We start from the raw sequence: 20,903 nt of genomic DNA on the forward strand, positions 1-20,903 counted from the left end.
CATTTGTGCTACACTCAAAATAGTTCCGATGAAAGAATTATAAGGAGTGCATACAAATGACCTACACCCATCTTACACCAGATGAACTCGTAATGATAGAAGCTTATTTCAAAGTAAATGAATCTGTCGCTAATGTCGCACGTCAATTAAATCGCTCAAGACAAACCATACACAAGGTTTATCAATGTTTCAAACAAGGTAAAACAGCATTAGATTACTATCAACAATACAAACTAAACAAATCCCGCTGCGGGAGACGTTCGATTATTCTGCCTAAAGAACAAAAAGACTATGTTCAAAAAATGGCTGCTCAAGATTGGCCGCCCGATGTCATTATTGGCCGTTCAGAATGTCCAATGGATTGTTCTGTGCGTACACTTTATCGTATGTTTGAAAAAGGCGTATTCGATGTGCTTGACCTGCCACTGAAAGGAAAGCGTAAGCCCAATGGGCATCGAGAAAAACGCGGAAAACAAGCGTTTCGTCGGTCAATTCATCAACGAAAAACCGATCATACTAATTACTTAGAAGAATTTGGTCACCTTGAAGGAGATACAATCGTAGGTGCCAAACACAAAAGTGCCGTCATTACACTTGTTGAACGCCTGTCTAAAGTAATCATTACCCTGAAACCTCAAGGAAGACAAGCGATAGATATCGAAAACAGATTGAATCAATGGTTTGACACTGTGCCTAAACATTTATTCAAATCAATTACTTTTGATTGTGGCAAAGAATTTTCCAATTGGAAGACTATCAGTAATACCAATGATATTGACATTTACTTTGCGGATCCCGGCACACCTTCACAACGTGGCCTAAATGAAAATTCTAACGGATTGTTACGCAGAGACGGTTTATCTAAAAGCATGGATTTTAATGAAGTGACAGAATCCTTTATTCAATCTGTTGCTTCAAAAAGAAATCATATTCCAAGAAAGTCATTAAATTATCGAACGCCACTGGAAGTATTTATGAGCCATGTAGATGAAGATGATTTGTCTAACTTAATTTGACAAACGAAAAATTTAAAAACATCTAAATATTTAATGTTAATTAAAAGCGAAAATGTAGGGTGATTATCCCGACATTTTCGCTTTTTTGGGGGGAATTAATTCAGCTCACTGGCTTGTTTTAAGGAAACACGTTCACTTATTTTAAGGAATGGCAGATAGATGGCAACACCTAGTGCGATCAGCAGAACTTGCAGTACGGGGGCGCGCCAGTCACCGCCGGTAGCAATCCATCCGCTGATGATTGGAGGGGTAATCCAAGGCACCAGAACGACGGTTTTACTTACCAGTCCAACTGCGGTTGCAGCATAAGCAATGAGCGTCTGCAAGGCGGGAAGTAGAACAAAAGGAATCATCATCGGCAAGTTGAAGACTATAGGTAATCCAAAAATTACAGGTTCGTTAATTTCAAATAATCCAGGGGCTACGGCAAGTTTTGCAATTTCTCTATAAGGACGGAATTTTGAAAATAAGAATATGGCAACTAGTAACGAGATAGTTGCACCGGTTCCACCCATTTGAGCGAATGCAGTTTGAAACGATACAGTCAGGATATGAGGCGGTTCTGTACCATTGGCAAATGCCAACATATTGTCCGTGATGTTTTGTGTCATAAACGGTTCAGTAAAAGAGCCGTTTATGACAGATTGATGAATACCAAAGGTGAAAAGTAAATTTCCGAGGCTGTACAAGAATAAGTAGCCTAAAAGACTTGTTCCTATACCTCGTAGTGGCTCTTGAATGATTGTCACAATCAAAGTAATCAAATCTTTGCCTAAAGTAACATCTAAAATCAATGCTAAAGCTGAAAAGAGTGAAATACTAATTAATGAAGGGATGAGTACGTTAAAAGATTTTTCAACAGCAGGAGGCACACCTTCACCAAGATTGATTTTTAAACCTTTTCTTTGTGATAAAAAAAGCAAGAGTTCTGTTTCAACTAGCCCAATAATAATACCTGCAAACATAGAAGAGGTACCCAAGTTGCTGAAAGTAATAACTCCGCTTGTTGCGATTTCAATATCACCAGAAAGAGAAGTGACAGAGACACTTAAAGGCATCATGACAATCAATGTGGCTAGTGCCATGAGAGCAGCAGAAATCGGGTTTTCAAATGAACGATTTTTTGCCAAGAAGTAGGCAGTAGCGGGACAAAGTAACAATCCAGCTATATTCAATGTTCCATTGGTGATACTGTTTCCGAATTGCTGCATGACAGCCAGCATCTCTCCCTCAACCAACCAAGGGAATAAAACATTGTTAACAAGGACCCCAAGCCCTGCCAAAATAAACAACGGCATGATTGTAGCAAAGGCATCCCGCAGTGAACGTAAATGTATTTGTCCGCCAAGTTTTGAAGCAATCTCTACGAATTTATCCATTTTGCTATTTGTATTTGTTTCCATTTCATTTACCTCCTTTTAATTTCTTACATATTTTCTCCATTAGATTGAATGACTTTCTGTAACCATTTATAACTTTTCTTAGGAACGCGTTTTAAATCTTTCAAATCGTGATTCTCTCGGTTGACATAAACCACACCATATCGTTTACGCATATCTCCTTGAGAACTTAGAATATCTATCAATCCCCAACCTAGATACCCTAAAATTCCTACGCCATCTAGGTTAGTTGCATCTTTCATCGCCTGAATATGTTTACGGTGATAATCAATCCTATAATCATCATCAATAGGGTTTTGGCCGTCCCATTCTTCAATTACACCAATGCCGTTTTCTATCGGAAAAACCGGGAGATGGTAACGGTGATAGATTTTATTGAGAATGTCTCTGAAACCTGTGGAGTCAATCTGCCAGTTCCATTCAGTGGTATCAAGATAAGGGTTATCTTGTTTGCCTTCGTATAAATAATAATTTGGTGCGGTTCCTTCAGGTACGTTTTTATGGTTAACCGTTGTGCTGGCGTAGTAGCTAAAGGTTAGGTAATCACTGTAAAGTTTTGCAAGTTCTTCGAGTTCGCCATCCATTATTTTCAGGTCAATCCCATGATTTTTGACGAATGTAAGATAATAATCTGGATACTGTCCTCTAGTGAAAACTTCAAGTAAGGAATGATTGACAAAATCGTCAAATTCTCTAGCAAGCCTAACATCTTCAGGGGTACAGGTTGCAGGATAGACTTCTTGGTAGGCCAACATCCCGCTGATTTGACAATCTGTATGTTCATGAATGTAGTTTGTAACATAGGCATGTGCTAACATTGTATTGTGTTGGATTTGATACATTTCCTCCAGAGTTTTTTCTCCATTCAGATAGCCAGCCGCTCTGAAGCCTTCTGGTAAGTAGAAACAATTTTGTTCGTTGAAGGTCAACCAGTGCTTGACTTTGTGCCCAAATCTTTTTACCATCTCAATGCCATAGCGCTTAAAAGCTTTTACGACTTCTTTTCCTAGGAAGCCATTATATTTTTCTGCCAAGTGAAGGGGCATGTCAAAGTGATAGAGACAGATCATAGGCTCAATCCCTCTAGCTATTAATTCATCGATAAATGTGTCATAAAACTTGATGCCTTCTTCGTTCCATTCGCCATCTCCAGTAGGATTAACCCGGCTCCAAGAGATTTGAAAACGATACATATTCATTCCCAAGTCAGCCATGTAATCAAAATCTTCAAGATAGCGATGATAACTATCAGTGGCTACTTTCCAATCTGACGCATTTTCACTAGCTTCTCGAATGTCATAAACGGATAAACCTTTTCCACCCTCGTTCCAAGCACCTTCAGTTTGCATACTGGAAACTGAATTTCCCCAATAAAAATTTTTATTCAGCAAAATAATTCCTCCATTTCTAATAGTTATCTTCATCATAACTTATTTATGAAGCGCTTTCGTTCCGTAATTTAACAACATTTTCATAATACTTAATTTGTTTCATAAAATGAAACGCTTTATGGTATAATCATTTTGAAAAATATGTCATGTAAATGAAAGGGGACATTGCTGATGAAGTATGATTTATTACTCCGATTACAGCGTTTCAACAGTCATTATCAAGATCAAGATGATATAGACACTCGGATTTTGAAATTTTTGATGGATCATATGAGCTTGCCAGCGATTACTTTAGGCCAGATTGCCGAGGCATGTTATACTTCCAAAGCTAGTGTGCACCGTTTTATCAAAAAACTTGGTTATACCAGCTTTTCAGAATTTCAGGTGAGTTACTATAATATTCCCACGACTCGGCGCGAAGCAAAAATTGATGCTCAAATCACCAAAAAAGGAAATGGGTATCGTGATAATGAATTTGTTTATCGTCAATTTGATTTGATTTTAGCTGATCTTAATTCTTACCGTGAAGAAATCAATTTTTCTCAGGTTGACTATCTAGCTGATTTGATTTTTCAACGTAAATATGTGCATATTTATTCAACTATGACACCGGGAAATTTGGCAGAGATATTACAGTTTCAACTGCTGGCTGCCGAAAAACATATTGAATATTTCCCGCTTCTTGGTGATCAATTGGAAATGGCAGAAACATTGAACGAAAACAGCTTAGCAATCTTTATTTCGCTTGAAGGAAGCTATATCAGCAACAAAGAGCTGACGCTAAAAGTGGTTTCTTCCGACGCACATACGGTTCTAATCACCCAGAATCCAAACATGAAATTCTCTGGACTTTTTAACACGGTGGTCCCGTTAGGTTCCCATCACCATGAAATATCTGGGAAGTACAAACTTTTGATATTTCTGGAATTTTTGATCCATAAGTATCATTTAAAGTATGGCAACCTCTAGGTAAAGTTGGAGGGGTAATGGTTTCAGGTATGATTTCAGATTTTGTAATTAGTCAGCCCTTAACTGACCAATGAATCAGGTGTTTTTAATCGTTTGAAATGATTGCCTCCTCGAATATTGGGGCAATTTTTATGGTACTGCCGTAATAGTTTTTCAATTTTATAAAAAGGTATCTGTGAAAAAATAGAAAATTGTTTTTGGAAGGGGTAATCTATGACGCTTTTAGCACAAATTTTTTTGTTTATCGTACTGGTAATGTTATCGAATTTACTTAATCATTATATCAATGCTGTTCCGCTTGCACTTATTCAGATAAGTTTGGGACTTTTGACAGCTTTTTTATTCGACTTTGAATTGCTGATTCCCTCAGATTTATTCTTGCTTTTTTTTGTAGCACCACTGCTCTTTAATGCCGGCCGCCGCTTTCCGATTAAACAAATGAAGCACTTAACTTGGCCGACCATTGGATTTTCTACACTTCTTGTTTTTGTAACAGCTTTTTTTGGCGGAGCAGCCATTCAAGCCTTGATTCCTGCACTGCCCCTTGCCGGCGGAATTGCCCTAATGAGTATTTTAGCGCCGATCGATCATGTCATGGTAGATGAAAATATTAAATTAGTTCCTCTACCGCAAAAAATCCTTCGTTTAGTTGAAGGAGAGTCCCTTATCAATGAGGTGAGCGGCTTGACAGCTTTCAAATTTGCGATTTTAGCCATCACCACTGGGCATTTTTCAATACAGGAAGCCGCTGCTAATTTTTTCTACAGTTTGGCGGCTGGATTTATTATCGGCTATTTTCTAATCAATCTAATCAATATTTTTGAAAGCTGGGTCATTGAAGAGGGGATTAACGATACTATTTTTATGACTCTTATACAGCTAGTCACACCTTTTTTTATTTATTATGTTGCAGAGCATTTGCTTCACGCTTCGGGAGGAATTGCCGTTGTCACTGCGGGTGTTTTATCGCAAAACACGCCTTTGAAAATCAGAAATCTTATCCCTGATTTGCTCATAACTAGAGAGCATGTTTGGCAATTAGCGGTTTATTTATTAACCGGAGTGATTTTTATTATATTGGGAATGGAATTTGTGATAGCTTTTCAGCATGTTTCTTTTCCGACGGTAGGGTTTTTGGCAACGGTCATCCTTTGTGTCATCTTATCTTATTTCATTTTGTCTTTAATCCGCTTTTTGTGGACATGGGGCTACATCAAGCTGGAGCAAAGAAAACCCTATCTCTATGATCAGCCATGGCTGACGGCACTGACTGCCACTTTGATAGGCAGCCGAGGAGCTATCAATATGGCTTCGGTTTTGTCGATTCCTTTGTTAGTCGATACGGGGCAGCCTTTTCCTCATCGTGATTTCATCATCATTGTTTCTGCCGGAGTTATCGGCTTGAGTATCATTGTCCCTCCGTTGTTCGTTCCTTTTTTGTCCAAACGGTTGGCGGGTTCACAAACTATGTGGGTCACTTCTTCTCATCAAAGAGGATTGTCTTTGGAAAATCTGGAAGAATATGAAGCACGTAAAATGATTGTTTCGCGCGCTATCGAATATTTAGAGAAGGTGAATGAAAAAGAAGACCAGCTTGCTATTCTCGATTTGCTGAGTGAGTATCAGATCCTATCAAGAAAAATAGACCGGGAGATTATGCTGTTGCAAATAGAGAGCAGAGACGGTTTTGAAGACGAAGAAGAGAATGCTGTCAACTTCGCCTTGAATAGTGAAGTCAGGTATTTAAACCAGCTGTTGATAGAAAAGGAAATAGATCAGACCCTTTACCGGTTTTTTAAAAGCAATATTGTCCGGAAAAAACAGCAGTTTAAGACTAAAAAGATGACTTTCGATACACGTATCAAACAAATGGTTGTCTTGCAATTTAAGCTGGATCAACTTGTAAAACACTTCATCAAGAGAAAATCGGAGTTTATCAACGAAGAAAAAATATACCAGGTAGAATTGGAGTGCTCCCTCAAGGCGATTGAAGCTATCGAAAAGGAGATTTCAGCTCAGACGGATAAAAAGAATCACTATGTTGTTACGTTAGACTATTTGATTAAGGAATATCAAAATAATATAGAGCGAATCCATCTTTATGGGGCGGATAAAATGGAGGATTACTTGTTTGAATTATACGAGTTGCATATCCAAACATTGACCGTCGAGCGGACATTTATTCAGCAGTTGTACGAGGAAGGCTGTATTTCTAGAACTTTGGCTGCCAAGTTGCGTCAGTTTGTTAATTATTCGGAGATTTCCATGATGGCAATTATTCACAGTGATGAGTCTTTTTAATTTTTTCGTTTGTCAAATTAAGTTGGACAAATCATCATTATCTACATGGCTCAAAAATACTTCCAGTGGCGTTTGATAATTTAATGACAGGAAGTGTTTCAGTGGCATAGCAATTATTAGTCAGAGTTTTAATTCTGGCTTTTTTATTTGTTCTGAGTACTGTATAATTGATGTTATCAACCTGTTGGAGGGGAATATGTTGAAGAAACTTAAAGGGTTGGTTTTGTTGTCTACCTTACTATTTTTATTAGTAGCTTGCAGTGGAAAACCAGAAGAAAAATCAGATGAAAAAGATAAAACTGGAGTTGCCATTGAAAAAGTATCGGAAGAAATAGAAGAGAACACGTTAAAGGTAGTGAAAGATAAGGATTTTTCTCGACAGGTAGAAACAGGAGAAGGTACTTTTGATCTTGCAAGTGAAGGAGGCAGTACTGCTGATGGATTAATTCCTGTGGTATTTTATGATCCAGAAACCTTTCCAACAGCTATTAGCATTGATGTGGATGGCTTTGATGGAAGTAAATTGACCTTTGTCTACTTGGATGGAGTACTGTTAACTAAAGAGCAAGATAGCATGACACAGGCAGAGTTACACTTGCAAGAAGTAAAATCAGGAATTACAGAAGGGCAGCATGCAGTTCAACTAGTTCAGTATGAAGGTGATGATGAGAGTGGTGAGATACTTACTTTCAAAACACAGTCTTATGAAATTAAATATAAATAACACTTTAAGGCAGAGTCATTCTCTGTCTTTTTTGCTGTTCTGAACAGTCATTCTCACAGCTTATACTGTTTTATAGAGCAGTATACCTGAAACAGAATCACCTTGTAAAATCCACTGTTTAACAAACAGAAAAAGAGGACAAACAGCAATACTTACTGCTCATCCTGTCTTTGCTCCCATCAGTACCCTACTTGTGATAAACCTGTCAAATGCCTCCTCATCTGTTATAGCAACTTTTCCAGAGACTAGTTGTAGTTCATCTTCATCCAACTGATATTTTCTTCTTTTTTCTGTCATATCCCATGCTCCCACCTTTTTATTAAACTAGTGTTACCCACTAGCCTCAGCCAAAAAATAGACTAGAAAAAAAGAGCTGCAGAAACTATCTGCAAACTCTGTTTAACTACTGATATGACAGCATTTTAACTGCTTTTTATGCGGCCGAGAAGACTCGAACTTCCACGGTATTGCTACCACTAGCGCCTGAAGCTAGCGCGTCTGCCAATTCCGCCACGACCGCATAAATACATAATAATACTATTTTTCTGGTAATTCAAGTTTTTTTAATATCCTAAGACTACTTGCTAGTTGTTTATGTTATTGATGGTTCGCTATCTAAAAAATTCATTTAACTTTTGACATGCTGAAGTGAGATCAACAGACTATTTTTCCAAGTTTGAATTTTCAACACGGAAGATACAAATTGCTGTCCATTTCCCTTTATAGCAGACACTTGAAAATCACGGCATGATAAACAAGAGAAGAAATAAAAAATCCATTTCCATTCCTTGTAGAGGAGTTGAAATGAATTTTTTTACCATATAAAGTTAATCGTATAGTCGTTTTTCTGTTTTTTTATTGTCTACATCAATCAACAACTGAAATCCTTGCTTGTTTTCATCTTGATCCCATATTTCTATAAACTTTGGAACAATCTCGATCAAGATTTCTGATTCTTTATGGGGATAAGCATTGTAGCTGTTTTTCCAATGCTTTTCATATAAATCTTCGAAAAATTTATTCTCTTCTAAAACAACTAATCCATGATTTATGGCTATTCCCTCAATTTGGACTCCCCAGTAGCAAATTGCAACGTTTGGATTTTGAAGCAACTGCTTAGTTTTAGGGAAGTTTTTATCAGTTTTAAAATATATTTTTCTTTCATGAATGATACAGCTGACATTTCTGACAGTGACTTTATCGTTAAGGGAAGAGCCGAGAGCCATAATTTTTTTGTCCCCTAATTTATTAAAGCATTGATCCATTGCCAAGCTAAACGCCATGAGTTTCTCTCCTTCTATTAAAAATCACTGATAATTTTTTGAAAAGAACAACGACTATTCCCGCATTGACTCCCAACTTGATTAAGTTGAAAGGAATGATGCCCAACATTACGAGTCTAGGGACGCTATTGACATAAGGGTTAACTGCTTGTGTCATTTTAATAACAGCTTCCATGGATAATCCGTACAGGCGACTATAAAAAGGAATAATGAAATAAATATTAGACAAACAAGCGATAAAAGTCGTAAAAAATACACCTGTCACAATGCCTAAAGTGAGAGAAGAATTTGTTTGTTTTTTCCGATAGACGAACCACACCGGTAAAACAAAGCTGCTGCTGAGAATAAAATTTTGAATTTCCCCTGTGAACATGGAACTTGAACCGACAGTCGCAATTTTTATCAGCAGTTTTATTGTTACCACGCTGATACCTGACAGTGGGCCGTACAAAAGAGTTGCCAAGAGTTCGGGAATCGCTGCAAGGTCAAAGTCCATAAATGGCGGCATAAACGGGAGCGGAAATTTCAGCATCATAAGCAAATACGCAATAGCCCCCAAGAAAGCAACCGTCACCATTTTTTGTGTTTTTTCATTTCGCATGAATCGTCATCTTCCTTTCCAAATTAAAAAGCTCTGCAAATAATTCTGCAGAGCTTGCTGATATCAAAAGTATTTCGCCAAAAAAAACTTAGCATACTATTTGTTCCTTCTTTCATCCAGACTTTACTGTCGGTTTCAGAATTTCACTGAATCAACCTTTTAAGGTTCGCGGACTTTTACCGCCGGTCGGGAATTTCACCCTGCCCTGAAGAACTATTCTATTGTGAATATTTTCTCATGGTTATGAAGATTTGTCAATGCTATTATTTTTGACGATAATTAGGGTTGCTGAATTAGCTTGTAAGAGGGAATAGGTTAAAATCTTTCTTTTTTGATTTTTCTTTTAAAATCTCCAACATTGAACTAGAATAGGTGTTGAAAAACTAAAAAAGTATTGGAGGTTGAGAGGATGAATGCCATTATTCAGAGCCTGTTTAACCGGAAATCGATACGGGTTTATTTGGAAAAAGTGATTTCTGTGGAAGATAAAGAGTTGATACTGGCATCGGCGATTCAAGCACCAAGTGCAGGGAATCAATTGATGTATACCATCTTAGACATTACAGACAGAGAATTGTTAGAAAAGTTATCCGTTAGTTGTGATAATCAAGCATTCATTGCTGACGCGGCGATGGCCCTGATTTTTTGTGCCGACTATCAGAAGTGGATAGATACTTTTTCATTAGTCGAGGAGAGTCCGAGAAAACCGGATGTTGGGGAACTTTTACTGGCATGTAATGATGCACTTATCGCAGCTCAAAATAGCGTGATGGCTGCTGAAAGTCTGGGAATCGGCTCATGTTATATCGGCGATATTATGGAAAAATTCGAGTACCATAAAGAATTGCTGAATCTTCCGCAGTATGTTTTTCCGGTCACCATGCTAGTATTTGGTTACCCGATTGAAAAACAAAAAAGACGTCCAAAACCAAACCGTTTTGATAAAAAATACATTGTTCATGAAAACACATATCATCGTTTAGATGGGGATTCACTGCGTGCCATGTTTGAGGAAAGAGCCGCATTATCACCAAAAAGCGAATTTGATTTTGAAAAATGGGTCCGGGCTTTTTATCGTCGGAAATTTGACTCTGACTTCTCAAGAGAGATGACTCGTTCTGTTGGTTTGTATATTGACGAGTTTAGGAAAGATCGAAAGTAAAAAAATAGACTCTGAGATAAGAAACAGTTTGATTTTGAAAAGTGAAAGCCTCAGAGAATAATGAATGAAATTTTTTCAACTTGTTTATTTAGAAAAAAATCTGTATAGGATGTTCAAAAAAATAAGTTATAAAAAAGAAGCGGGGTTAATTTTAACCGCGCCTCTTTAATTACCACTTGATCTTAGACAAATAGCTGTGTCGTTTCTTAAAAATATAGCTTATTGTAAGGAGTAAATATTTTTAGATGTTTTTTAAGCAAACTTAGGAGTAAACCATTGCTAACAAACACCGTAAAAACAGTGGCTTCATTCATTGATGACTTTTAAAAACATCACTCTAAAAGTAGAGTAGAACAACTTTTTTGTCAATTTGTCTTTAGTTTGATTGGTAGACAATATTCAGACTATTTGATTAAAATTGATAATATCATAAAAGACTTACTAAACAGTTTCCTGAGAAAGTTCTTCTTCCAGTTGTTTCCGTTCAAACATTTTGAAAAACGGGTAATAAATTAAAAGTGATGTGAAGAAACACATAATAACCATCGCGAAAGCGAACCAATTCCAATTAGAAGTAATGAGTGCACCTAGAGGAGCGGGAATTGAAAAAGGTGGTTTCACCATCATTTTAGGCATAAAATTAAGTGTTGTAACAATGTATACCAAAATCGTATTAACAATAGGTGTCAATATAAACGGAATAGATAATATCGGGTTCATTACGATTGGAGCTCCAAAAACTATGGGCTCATTTATATTAAATATTCCAGGAAGAAGCGAAAGACGCCCTAATTGTTTTAAATAACGTGATTTAGAGAATAAAAACAGAAATACTAAAGCAAGTGTTGCACCGGTTCCACCCATTTGCGCATACCACTGAAAAAATTGTTCAGTAAAAACATTTGGAAGTTGAAATTCACTCACACCAGATTGAAAAAGTTCAGCGTTTTCCAAAATAGCTTGATCCCAAAATGGTCGTATAATAGGTCCTAAGACGGCATGACCATGGATACCAAAAATCCAGAAGATACATATTAGTAATTGAGTGAAAATACCTCCCAATAAATTATTTCCCGTTAGGAATCCCTTCAGGGGAGAAATCAAGATACTCAATAGGGCATTTAAATCAAATCCAAAAAAGTGACGTGGAATCCAGAATACTAGAATGATTACTAACGTTGGCAATAATGCTGCAAATGATTGCCCAACAACGGGTGGGACGCCTGGAGGCATCTGAATTTCTAATTTGTGTTTTCGTGTAAAATGGTAGATCTCAACTGAAATAATTGCACCTAGAATAGCACCAAATAAACCCTGGGAACTTAATGGCGTGATAGGAATATAACGTCCCCCAGCCACTTCATTTCCTAGGACGTCTATTCCTGATTGGATGTTGGTCGGGACAGTCATTAATAATGTTGCCAACATTGATAAGAACCCACTTGTGATGTTATCAAGTTTGTATGTTTTTCCTAAATATGAGCCAATGGTAAATGACGCATACAATGACATTAGCCCCACAGTATATCTAAAAGGGACGTCTATTATGTGAATGTACGGCTGAATAAACTCTGCGTAACCAGGAATTGGTAAATTAAGTAAAATTGTAAAAAAAGACCCAACTATTGTTAATGGCAGCATTGAAATCAGCCCATTTCGAATGGCTTGAAGATGTCTTTGTTTCCCAATTTTATCAGCTATTGGCATCAATTTCAGTGATATATTTTCAAAAATTGCATTCATATTAACTTCCTCCTTTTATAAATTAAACCCATTATTCTGAATTACATTTTTAAACCAAAGTCCAGATTTTTTAACTGTTTTTTCTCCACTATTTAAATCTAAACGGTAAAAGCCATAACGATTTTTGTACGTATTAATCCATGACCAACAATCCACAAATGTCCACATGTGATATCCCAAGCAATTACTTCCTTCACCCATGGCTTTATTTAACCAAAGCAAGTGTTCCTTCAAAAAGTTTATTCGATACTCATCTTGGACCATACCGTCCTTAATAAAGGCATCCTCTCCCTCAATCCCTATACCGTTTTCTGAAACAAACCAATCAATATTGCCATACTCATGCTGTATTTTTTTGGCAATATCGTAAATCCCTTTTGGATAAATCTCTATCCCGCGTGAGTAATTCATTCGACGTCCCGGCATTTCATAGTTATCAAAATAATATTCAGGTTTAAAAACACCTTTAGGATTTGGGGAAGATTCACGAGCTTTTACCCGTCGAGGCCGGTAATAGTTAATGCCTAACAAATCAATTTTTGTGTTAGCTATTAATTCTTTTTCTTCTTTACTGATGTTTATATTAATTTGATGTTTTTTTAGGATGTCTTTAATTTCAATAGGGTAAGCTCCCTTTAGAATGGCATCATTTATACTTTTGGTATAAAATAAATCGGCCATCTCTGCTGCCTTCAAATCGGCTGGATTTTCACTTCTAGGATATACTGGTATTACGTCCATAATAATCCCTATTTTTCCACTCAGATTTAGTTCCCGAAAACTAGAAACTGCTTCACAATGTGCAATGACAATGTTATTAAGAACGTTGGCAGCCCTTTCAAAATCAACTATATAAGGATAGTGTCTATCATTTAAATAACCAGCTTCAGCTGGAATCATTGGCTCATTAAAAGTAAACCAATACTTTACTCGGTCTCCAAACAGTTCAAAACATGTCTCTGCATATTTTTTATATGCTAGAATGTTATCTTTGTTTTCAAATCCTCCTTTTTTCTGCAAAGCCATTGGCATGTCAAAATGATATAAATTTATAAAAGGTTCTATACCCTTATTTATCATCTCATTAATGACATTATTATAAAATTCAACAGCTTCATGATTAATTGCCCCCGTACCTTCTGGAATTAAGCGTGACCAAGATATTGATGTTCGAAGCGAATTAAATGATAAATCGGCCATGCGTTCCACATCAGCTAGATAGTCCGTATAAAACCTTGAAGTGTCCTCAGTGGTTATTCCCTCATAAAATCTATGATTAAAATGTTTGCTAGCGTAATCCCAAATATCTTCCCCTTTCTTATCTCCTACTACTCTTCCTTCCGATTGAGGTGCGCTAGTCGAAGCACCCCAAAAAAAACAATCTGGAAATTGACAATCCACTTTATCCTCTCCTCGCTTATATTTGATTTTAGTATAGCATCTTACTTAAGAAAACATTATAATGTTTATTGAAAACGTTTCTTTTATCACGTTTTGATATTTTTAACAAAGTTGACACACAGCGTATCAGAAAAGGAGAGGTAATTTATGTTGTTTTTAAACTATGTTCCTAATCTAAGTCCACTAGAATTTGATATTTATCATTTTATCGTCAAGCATCTAGATCAAGTTGTTTATATGCGGATCCGCGAACTTGCCAAAGCCACCCACACTAGCACAGCAAGTATTCAACGATTTTGCCATAAGTTTGATTGCCAAGGTTTTACTGAGTTTAAAATAAAGTTGGGAATGTACCAAAAAGAATTGAATGAAACAATAGAGCCTGATGATAACAATGAACCCCTTAAACATTTTCTTCATAGATTTAACGAAGACTTTTTACAAAATAAGGTAAATGAAGCAGCTGAAATATTATCAAAGAAACAGCTTATCATTTTTATCGGATCTGGATCTTCTGAAGCAATAGGTTATTATGGTACTTTATTATTTGCTAATTATTCTATCAGTGCTTTGCGTATCGAAGACCCGTCCAATTATCCCGTTGATAGTTTTTCTGATTCTCTTATTCACCAAATTGGAATCATTGTTCTATCTGTCTCCGGTGAGACACAAGAGCTTATTTATTCTTTACAAAATAGTAAGTTGGGACAAAGCACAATAATCTCTATTACTGATTCCGAAAAATCAACGATTGCAAAACTTTCGCATTTGAATATTCCATATCAGATTGGGAGAAAAACTTTACGTAAAACTTATACCGATAACGAAAAAAGGGTTGAAGTTACTTCGCAACTTCCGGCTGTTTTTTTAATAGAACAGATTGCAAAAAAAATATTTTATATAAAAAACAAAAGCTAACAAAGTCATCCTCCAAATACTTAAATGTGCCCATCTTTAAGATTTATGATAATATAAGTGAAAAAGCACGTCTGAGAAGAATGCGGCCACGGGAGAAAATAATGATAACGATTAGACAAATTGCTCAAGAAGCAGGTGTTTCAAAAAGCACGGTCTCTAGATATTTAAATAATGGATATGTTAGCGAGGAAACTGCAAAAAAAATAAAAGAAATTATCCAAAAACATAACTATGTTCCCAATCAATTTGCTAGAAATTTGAAATCAGAGAAAAGTAAATTTATTGGTGTGGTGATACCTAGAATAGATTCTCCTTCAATCATGAGTATGCTAGATGGTGTCGAGAGAATAAGTCGGGCCAAAGGGTATCAATTACTTATATTTAACACTGATTTAGATGTGAAAAGAGAGATTGATGGGTTGTATAGTTTGGTTCACAACAAAGTTGCTGGGATTATTTTGTTTGCAACCGAAATCACAGAGGAACATCTGAGCGCACAAAAAAAAATCAGAGTCCCTATTATTTTTGTCGGTCAAAATCATAAAGATATTTATACTATTAATCATGACAACCATGCAGCAGGGATGTTATTGGCGGAAAAAATGTTGACCTATGGACACCGGAAAGTGACATATTTAGGGGTAACGGAAAGTGACTACTCAGTTGGTGTAGAGCGGAAACGTGGAGTAATCGAGACTTTCTTAAAAAAAGGTATTTCTGTGTCAACTGTTGAGTCCACCTTTAGAACGAAGGATAATTATTATTTAGCACAGGATTTATTTAAAGCACAAGATTCCACATTATATATCACAGCTACAGATAACATGGCCATGGGACTATACCGTGCGGCATACGAACTGAATTTAATAGTAGGTAAAGATATTTCAATTGCTGGCTTCGGCGGATATTCTTTTAGTGGATTTTTAACACCGCCCCTAACTACTATTGATTTTCATCATGAATTAGTCGGAGAAACTGCTGCTAATAATTTGTTAATGAAAATTGATGGACAAGTAATTGAACGTGTTGTCAATATTAAATTTTCTTATATGGAAAGGAAAAGTGTTAGAAAATTAGGTTGACATCGCATACATTAGATGTTATCTTGTATGTGAGAGCGTGAGGGACCGGTCCCTCACGAAAACTTTGCCCTTTTAAGGGACCGGTCCCTTAAAAGGTGAGGAGGAAAGATAATGGAAAACAGAGAAATAGCTCAGGAAGTAATCGAGGCGGTAGGTGGAGAAAATAATATCCGTAGTGTAGCCCATTGCGCGACTAGGTTAAGAGTGATGGTTCAGGATGAAGCGATGATCGACAAGGAAAGAGTCGAGAATATAGCTAAAGTAAAGGGGGCTTTCTTCAATTCTGGTCAATACCAAATTATTTTTGGTACGGGAACGGTCAATAAGATTTACGAAGAAGTGTTGCATTTAGGAGTTGGTGAACAGTCAAAAGCAGAACAAAATGTCATTCCTAAAGATGGAAATATTTTTAAACGAATGATTCGAACTTTTGGGGATGTTTTTGTACCGATTATTCCAGTGTTGGTTGCGACGGGATTATTTATGGGGTTGAGAGGATTATTGACACAACCTGAAATTTTGGGGATTGTTGGGCTGTCACCAGAGACAATCAATGAAAATTTTTTGCTCTATACGCAAGTGTTAACAGATACCGCGTTTGCTTTCCTACCAGCGTTAGTCGCTTGGTCAACCTTTAGAGTATTCGGTGGCAGTCCCATTATAGGTATAGTACTCGGTTTAATGCTAGTTAGTCCTTCCCTGCCCAACGCTTACGAAGTTGCTTCTGGTAATGTAAATGCTATTATGTTGTTTGATTTTATTCCAATTGTAGGGTATCAGGGGACAGTTTTGCCGGCATTTATTTCGGGCATTATTGGAGCAAATCTTGAGAAAAAATTGCGAAAAATTGTTCCAGAAACTTTTGATTTATTAGTGACACCTTTTGTTACCTTGCTGATTATGAGCGTTCTTTCATTGATGCTTATCGGTCCAGTGTTCCATTCTTTTGAAACTATTGTTCTGAATGCGACTACGTGGATTTTAGCGCTACCTTTTGGCTTGGCAGGCTTGCTTATAGGAGCTTTAAATCAGGTTATCGTGGTTACAGGAGTGCACCATATTTTCAATTTTCTTGAAGTGCAGCTATTGACAAATACTGGTAGTAATCCGTTTAATGCGATTATCACCTGCGGTATGGCAGCTCAAGGTGGGGCGACTTTGGCGGTAGGATTAAAAACTAAATCTAAAAAACTTAAAGCTTTAGCTTTTCCATCTGCTTTGTCAGCACTTTTAGGTATTACAGAGCCGGCTATTTTCGGTGTGAATTTGAGGTATGTGCGCCCATTCTTTATGGGACTGATTGGCGGGGGTGTTGGCGGTTTTATTTCCAATATTCTTGGTTTATCAGGAACAGGAATGTCTATTACTGTTATCCCGGGCATCTTGCTGTACTTGAATAACCAGTTAATCCCTTATATTTTGGTCAATGTAGTTGCTATAAGTGTTGGTTTTATTCTGACTTACTTTTTTGGCTTTAAAGATGAACAATTAGAAGAAATATAGGAGAAAATCATGTTAGACGGTAAAGTCGCACAATCAAAATACCCGATGAAATATCATGTTACACCCACTAAAGGGCTGCTCAATGATCCTAACGGGTTGATTCAATTTGGAGGGAAATATCATGTGTTTTATCAGTGGAACCCTGATGGGACGACCCATGAGAAAAAAGTATGGGGACATGTGGTTTCTAAAGACATGATTCATTGGCAAAGACGTCCTGCGGCACTAATCCCGTCTGAAGAATATGACAAAGATGGAATTTACTCCGGCTCAGCAGTCATAAAAGACGAAAAACTATATGTCTTTTATACTGGGAATGTGATAGAAAAAGATGGCACACGAAAAAGTTATCAGTGTTTAGCCATATCTGAGGATGGTGAAACTTTTAAAAAACAAGGACCGATTTTTTCTCATCCTGATGGCTATACCCGGCATGTAAGGGACCCTAAAGTGTGGTTTGATGACGAAAAAAAGCAATGGTATTTACTTATAGGGGCTCAAAGGAGTGATGGTACAGGGACGGCTTTGCTTTACACTTCAAAAAGATTACTGGACTGGCAGCTGCTAGGAGAATTTTTTTCAGAAGAAGAGCGTTCAAAACTTTCTCAACAAGGTTTTATGTGGGAATGCCCTGATTTCTTTACCCTTGATGAATATAATTTTTTCTTGTATTCACCTCAAGGAATCGAAGCGGAGGAGGATAGCTATCAAAACATCTATCAATCAGTCTATCTGGTAGTGTCCCCATCTCCAAAAGGTTTTTTAATCAAAGATAGCCACATGTGTGAGCTGGATTGGGGCTTTGAATTTTATGCTCCTCAAACTTTTCTAACAGAAGATGGAAGAAGGATTTTATACGGCTGGATGGGGGTAATGACACCGAAGTACGAACAAGCTGTCCCGACTGTAGAGGAAGGCTGGCTTCATCACTTAACAATCCCTCGTCAATTAGGGACGCGATCTGGAGCATTAACACAATATCCAGTAGAGGAGTTAGAGCAACTTAGAGCTGAGCAAACTAATTTTGACTTAAAAGAAAACTGGTGTTACGAATCTGCCGACTCCGCAGTGGAGTTACTATTGTATTTTGATGTTGCAGACGATTTCACACTCACGTTGAAAAATTCTACTTCGCTGACTTACTATCACGATAAAAAACAGTTAGTCTTATCAAGAAAGAGTTGGGCAGAGCAACGATACGAATCAAGAAAAACAACCTTAAATCAAATGTTAACAGAACTCAGAATATTCATAGACGGTTCAAGTTTGGAGATTTTTGTCAACCAAGGAGAATCTGTTGCTTCCGCCCGTTTTTTTGAAGAAGGAGAATTTTTGCTGTCCTATAATGGGGACAACAGAGGAAAAGCAGTAGTTTATCAATTAGAACTAATGGATGAAGAACCAGTTTAGGAGTTTTGACAATTTGGCTTTAAAAGATTCACTATTTTAATACTGCAACTCTTGTTTCGCAACTGCAACCTTCTGTTTCACACACATTGCTTTAATTAATCTACATATAAATAAACCGAGGCTGACCCATAAGTCCTCATTCAATGCAAAAAGGAACAAAATCTTTATATGATTTTGTTCCTTTTTTTAGCGATAAAAATAGCACTTCCTTGTATAATTAAAGTACCAACCATAACCAAAAGGGAGTGCTATCTATGTACAAAGATTATAACATGAATCAAGTCACTTTATCACTAGATTTAGAAATTTATTTGGAAAAGGGTGACATCGCTTTTGCAATCAATGAACTTGTAGAAAGCATGCCAGAAAAAGCCTTCTCGGTTTTTGACCATCAGATGGGTGCAACCTCTTATCATCCTAAAATGATGTTGAAGTTGATTTTGTGCGGTTACACGCAGTCTGTTTTTTCTGGCAGAAGAATTGAAGCGCTAGCTAAAGACAGTATTCGCGCTCGCTGGCTGACACAATCCCAGCAACCCAATTTTAGAACGATTAATCGGTTTCGTGTACATCCTCAGATGCAAGTGTTATTAGAAGAATGCTTTATTCAATTCCGAAACCTTTTGGTTTCCCAGAATCTTATCGAAACAGATGCCATCTTTATTGACGGTACTAAGTTAGAAGCCAATGCCAATAAATACACATTTGTCTGGAAAAAAAGCATTGAAAAGTATGAAGCTAAGTTGACAGAGAAATCAAAAGAGATTTATCAACAACTCGTGAAGGAAACCATCATTCCTTCTATTTGTGATGAAGACAAAGACCTTTCAGACAAAGAGTTTTCAAAAATCATCACGGCATTAGAAACAAGTGTAGAAAATTTGACTCAAGAAATTGAGACCTCTGACTGCGCTAAAAAACGAAAACAACTACGCTCTCAACGAAAGGCACCTAAACAAGCCTTGAAGCAATTCTCTGATTTTAAAGAACGTCAGTCACGGTATGTCCGTCAAAAAGCTATTTTAGGTGAGAGAAATAGTTACTCCAAAACAGATCACGATGCCACTTTTATGAGAATGAAAGAGGATCATATGCGCAATGGGCAACTAAAAGCAGGTTACAATGTCCAAATTGCGACCAATCAACAATATGTCCTAGCTTATGACATCTTTCCGAATCCTACGGATACGAGAACTTTAGTTCCTTTTTTACGGACCATAGAAAATACCTATTTTGATTTACCCGACTATATTGTGGCAGATGCTGGTTATGGTAGTGAAGAAAACTATGAAACGATTATGGATGACTTTGAAAAGATACCTTTGATTACATATGGCATGTACCGCAAAGAGAAAAAAAGAAGCTTTAAAAAGAATCGTTTTAATCCTTTGAATTGGCAGTATGATGAGTTAAGAGATACCTATTTATGTCCCATTGACCGTGAGGTCCCGTTTAAACGTTATGCCACTCGTACAGATAACTATGGCTACCAACGACAATTAAAAATATACGAATGTCTTTCTTGTGAAAACTGCCCAGTTCGTTCTCAATGTACCAAAGCGAAGTCAGGTCGTAATAGAATTATTCAAAAAAACGGCAATTGGGACTATTTTAAAGCTTACGTTCAGACGCTTCTGAAAGACGAACGAACAGGCAAATTATATGGTCAAAGAAAAATAGACGTAGAACCAGCCTTCGGAAATCTGAAGGCTAATTTAGGCTTCACTCGATTTTCAGTAAGAGGTAAAGATAAGGTGAAAAACGAATTAGGTTTCGCATTTATGGCAGTTAATCTGAGAAAGTTAATTGTCTATCAGCAGACAAACCTCTTAAATAGACAAAAAAATAAGGAAACCAAAATCTTTTTATCGATTTTGGTTTCCTTTTTACTATTTTTGAGACTTATGGGTCAGCCTCGGCTTATTTGTGTCCAACCTAACTAAAAAACTTTATCGAAATAATTTAAACGAATCTTTGACACCAGCCAGTGTCTCGCTTT

Annotated in this window: 16 protein-coding genes, 1 tRNA gene, 1 pseudogene and 1 riboswitch; of the genes and pseudogenes, 10 read left to right on the plus strand and 8 right to left on the minus strand. The window is 36.9% G+C overall.

All coding sequences use genetic code 11. The features are described 5' to 3' along the window. Positions 1–56 precede the first annotated feature (56 nt). Positions 57–1,016 (plus strand): IS30 family transposase, encoded by a 960-nt coding sequence (locus AC4PHI_RS03110; RefSeq protein WP_492200863.1) that lies wholly within the window; start codon positions 57–59, stop codon positions 1,014–1,016. A gap of 95 nt (positions 1,017–1,111) precedes the next feature. On the opposite strand, the gene AC4PHI_RS03115 is transcribed toward AC4PHI_RS03110, so the two are convergent. Together AC4PHI_RS03115 and AC4PHI_RS03120 are read right to left on the minus strand one after the other, a co-directional pair. After that, complete coding sequence (locus AC4PHI_RS03115) at positions 1,112–2,419, minus strand: PTS sugar transporter subunit IIC (protein WP_492200864.1); 1,308 nt, start codon at positions 2,417–2,419, stop codon at positions 1,112–1,114. 23 nt (positions 2,420–2,442) lie between these two features. Then, positions 2,443–3,840 carry a glycoside hydrolase family 1 protein gene (locus tag AC4PHI_RS03120; RefSeq protein ID WP_492200865.1) on the minus strand — a complete coding sequence of 466 codons (1,398 nt, stop codon included), beginning with the start codon at positions 3,838–3,840 and terminating at the stop codon, positions 2,443–2,445. Between the two features lie 138 nt (positions 3,841–3,978). Between AC4PHI_RS03120 and AC4PHI_RS03125 the strand changes: the two genes are divergently transcribed. From AC4PHI_RS03125 to AC4PHI_RS03135, 3 genes are all read left to right on the plus strand, one after another. Continuing rightward, positions 3,979–4,776, plus strand: a complete 798-nt coding sequence (locus AC4PHI_RS03125; RefSeq protein ID WP_492200866.1) for a MurR/RpiR family transcriptional regulator — start codon at positions 3,979–3,981, stop codon at positions 4,774–4,776. Positions 4,777–4,989: 213 nt separating this feature from the next. Further along, complete coding sequence (locus AC4PHI_RS03130) at positions 4,990–7,077, plus strand: cation:proton antiporter (protein WP_492200867.1); 2,088 nt, start codon at positions 4,990–4,992, stop codon at positions 7,075–7,077. 196 nt (positions 7,078–7,273) lie between these two features. After that, positions 7,274–7,801, plus strand: a complete 528-nt coding sequence (locus tag AC4PHI_RS03135) for a hypothetical protein (RefSeq protein WP_492200868.1) — start codon at positions 7,274–7,276, stop codon at positions 7,799–7,801. 159 nt (positions 7,802–7,960) lie between these two features. Here AC4PHI_RS03135 and AC4PHI_RS03140 read toward each other — a convergent pair whose 3' ends face one another. The 4 genes from AC4PHI_RS03140 to AC4PHI_RS03155 all read right to left on the minus strand — a co-directional run bounded on the left by AC4PHI_RS03140 (position 7,961) and on the right by AC4PHI_RS03155 (position 9,685). Next, positions 7,961–8,098 (minus strand): hypothetical protein, encoded by a 138-nt coding sequence (locus AC4PHI_RS03140; RefSeq protein WP_492200869.1) that lies wholly within the window; start codon positions 8,096–8,098, stop codon positions 7,961–7,963. Between the two features lie 139 nt (positions 8,099–8,237). Beyond that, a tRNA-Leu gene (locus tag AC4PHI_RS03145) sits at positions 8,238–8,321 on the minus strand. A gap of 307 nt (positions 8,322–8,628) precedes the next feature. Then, a complete protein-coding gene (locus AC4PHI_RS03150; RefSeq protein ID WP_492200870.1) occupies positions 8,629–9,084 on the minus strand; it encodes a pyridoxamine 5'-phosphate oxidase family protein in 456 nt (151 codons plus the stop codon). Next, positions 9,074–9,685, minus strand: a complete 612-nt coding sequence (locus AC4PHI_RS03155; RefSeq protein ID WP_492200871.1) for an ECF transporter S component — start codon at positions 9,683–9,685, stop codon at positions 9,074–9,076. Before AC4PHI_RS03155 ends, AC4PHI_RS03150 begins: the two co-directional genes overlap by 11 nt. A 100-nt stretch (positions 9,686–9,785) precedes the next feature. Further along, positions 9,786–9,902: riboswitch (FMN riboswitch) on the minus strand. Between the two features lie 192 nt (positions 9,903–10,094). On the opposite strand from AC4PHI_RS03155, the gene AC4PHI_RS03160 reads away from it, so the two are divergent. Then, a complete protein-coding gene (locus tag AC4PHI_RS03160; protein WP_492200872.1) occupies positions 10,095–10,847 on the plus strand; it encodes a nitroreductase family protein in 753 nt (250 codons plus the stop codon). A gap of 441 nt (positions 10,848–11,288) precedes the next feature. On the opposite strand, the gene AC4PHI_RS03165 is transcribed toward AC4PHI_RS03160, so the two are convergent. Together AC4PHI_RS03165 and AC4PHI_RS03170 are read right to left on the minus strand one after the other, a co-directional pair. Next, a complete protein-coding gene (locus AC4PHI_RS03165; RefSeq protein ID WP_492200873.1) occupies positions 11,289–12,590 on the minus strand; it encodes a PTS sugar transporter subunit IIC in 1,302 nt (433 codons plus the stop codon). A gap of 15 nt (positions 12,591–12,605) precedes the next feature. Continuing rightward, positions 12,606–13,991 carry a glycoside hydrolase family 1 protein gene (locus AC4PHI_RS03170; protein WP_492200874.1) on the minus strand — a complete coding sequence of 462 codons (1,386 nt, stop codon included), beginning with the start codon at positions 13,989–13,991 and terminating at the stop codon, positions 12,606–12,608. Between the two features lie 147 nt (positions 13,992–14,138). Here AC4PHI_RS03170 and AC4PHI_RS03175 point away from each other — a divergent pair, with 147 nt between their 5' ends. From AC4PHI_RS03175 to AC4PHI_RS03195, 5 genes and pseudogenes are all read left to right on the plus strand, one after another. Further along, a complete protein-coding gene (locus AC4PHI_RS03175) occupies positions 14,139–14,909 on the plus strand; it encodes a MurR/RpiR family transcriptional regulator (RefSeq protein ID WP_492200875.1) in 771 nt (256 codons plus the stop codon). Positions 14,910–15,010: 101 nt separating this feature from the next. Further along, entirely contained in the window at positions 15,011–15,991 is a 981-nt protein-coding gene (locus AC4PHI_RS03180; protein ID WP_492200876.1) for a LacI family DNA-binding transcriptional regulator, read from the plus strand. Positions 15,992–16,102: 111 nt separating this feature from the next. Next, positions 16,103–17,479: pseudogene (locus AC4PHI_RS03185) on the plus strand (sucrose-specific PTS transporter subunit IIBC); the annotation flags it as partial. A 24-nt stretch (positions 17,480–17,503) separates the two neighbouring features. Next, entirely contained in the window at positions 17,504–18,904 is a 1,401-nt protein-coding gene (locus AC4PHI_RS03190; RefSeq protein ID WP_492200877.1) for a glycoside hydrolase family 32 protein, read from the plus strand. 254 nt (positions 18,905–19,158) lie between these two features. Continuing rightward, the gene (locus AC4PHI_RS03195) at positions 19,159–20,847 is read left to right on the plus strand and encodes an IS1182 family transposase (protein WP_492200878.1); all 1,689 of its coding nucleotides are present in this window, start codon (positions 19,159–19,161) and stop codon (positions 20,845–20,847) included. Positions 20,848–20,903 lie beyond the last annotated feature (56 nt).

This window comes from Vagococcus sp. QWL-13, from assembly GCF_058683555.1.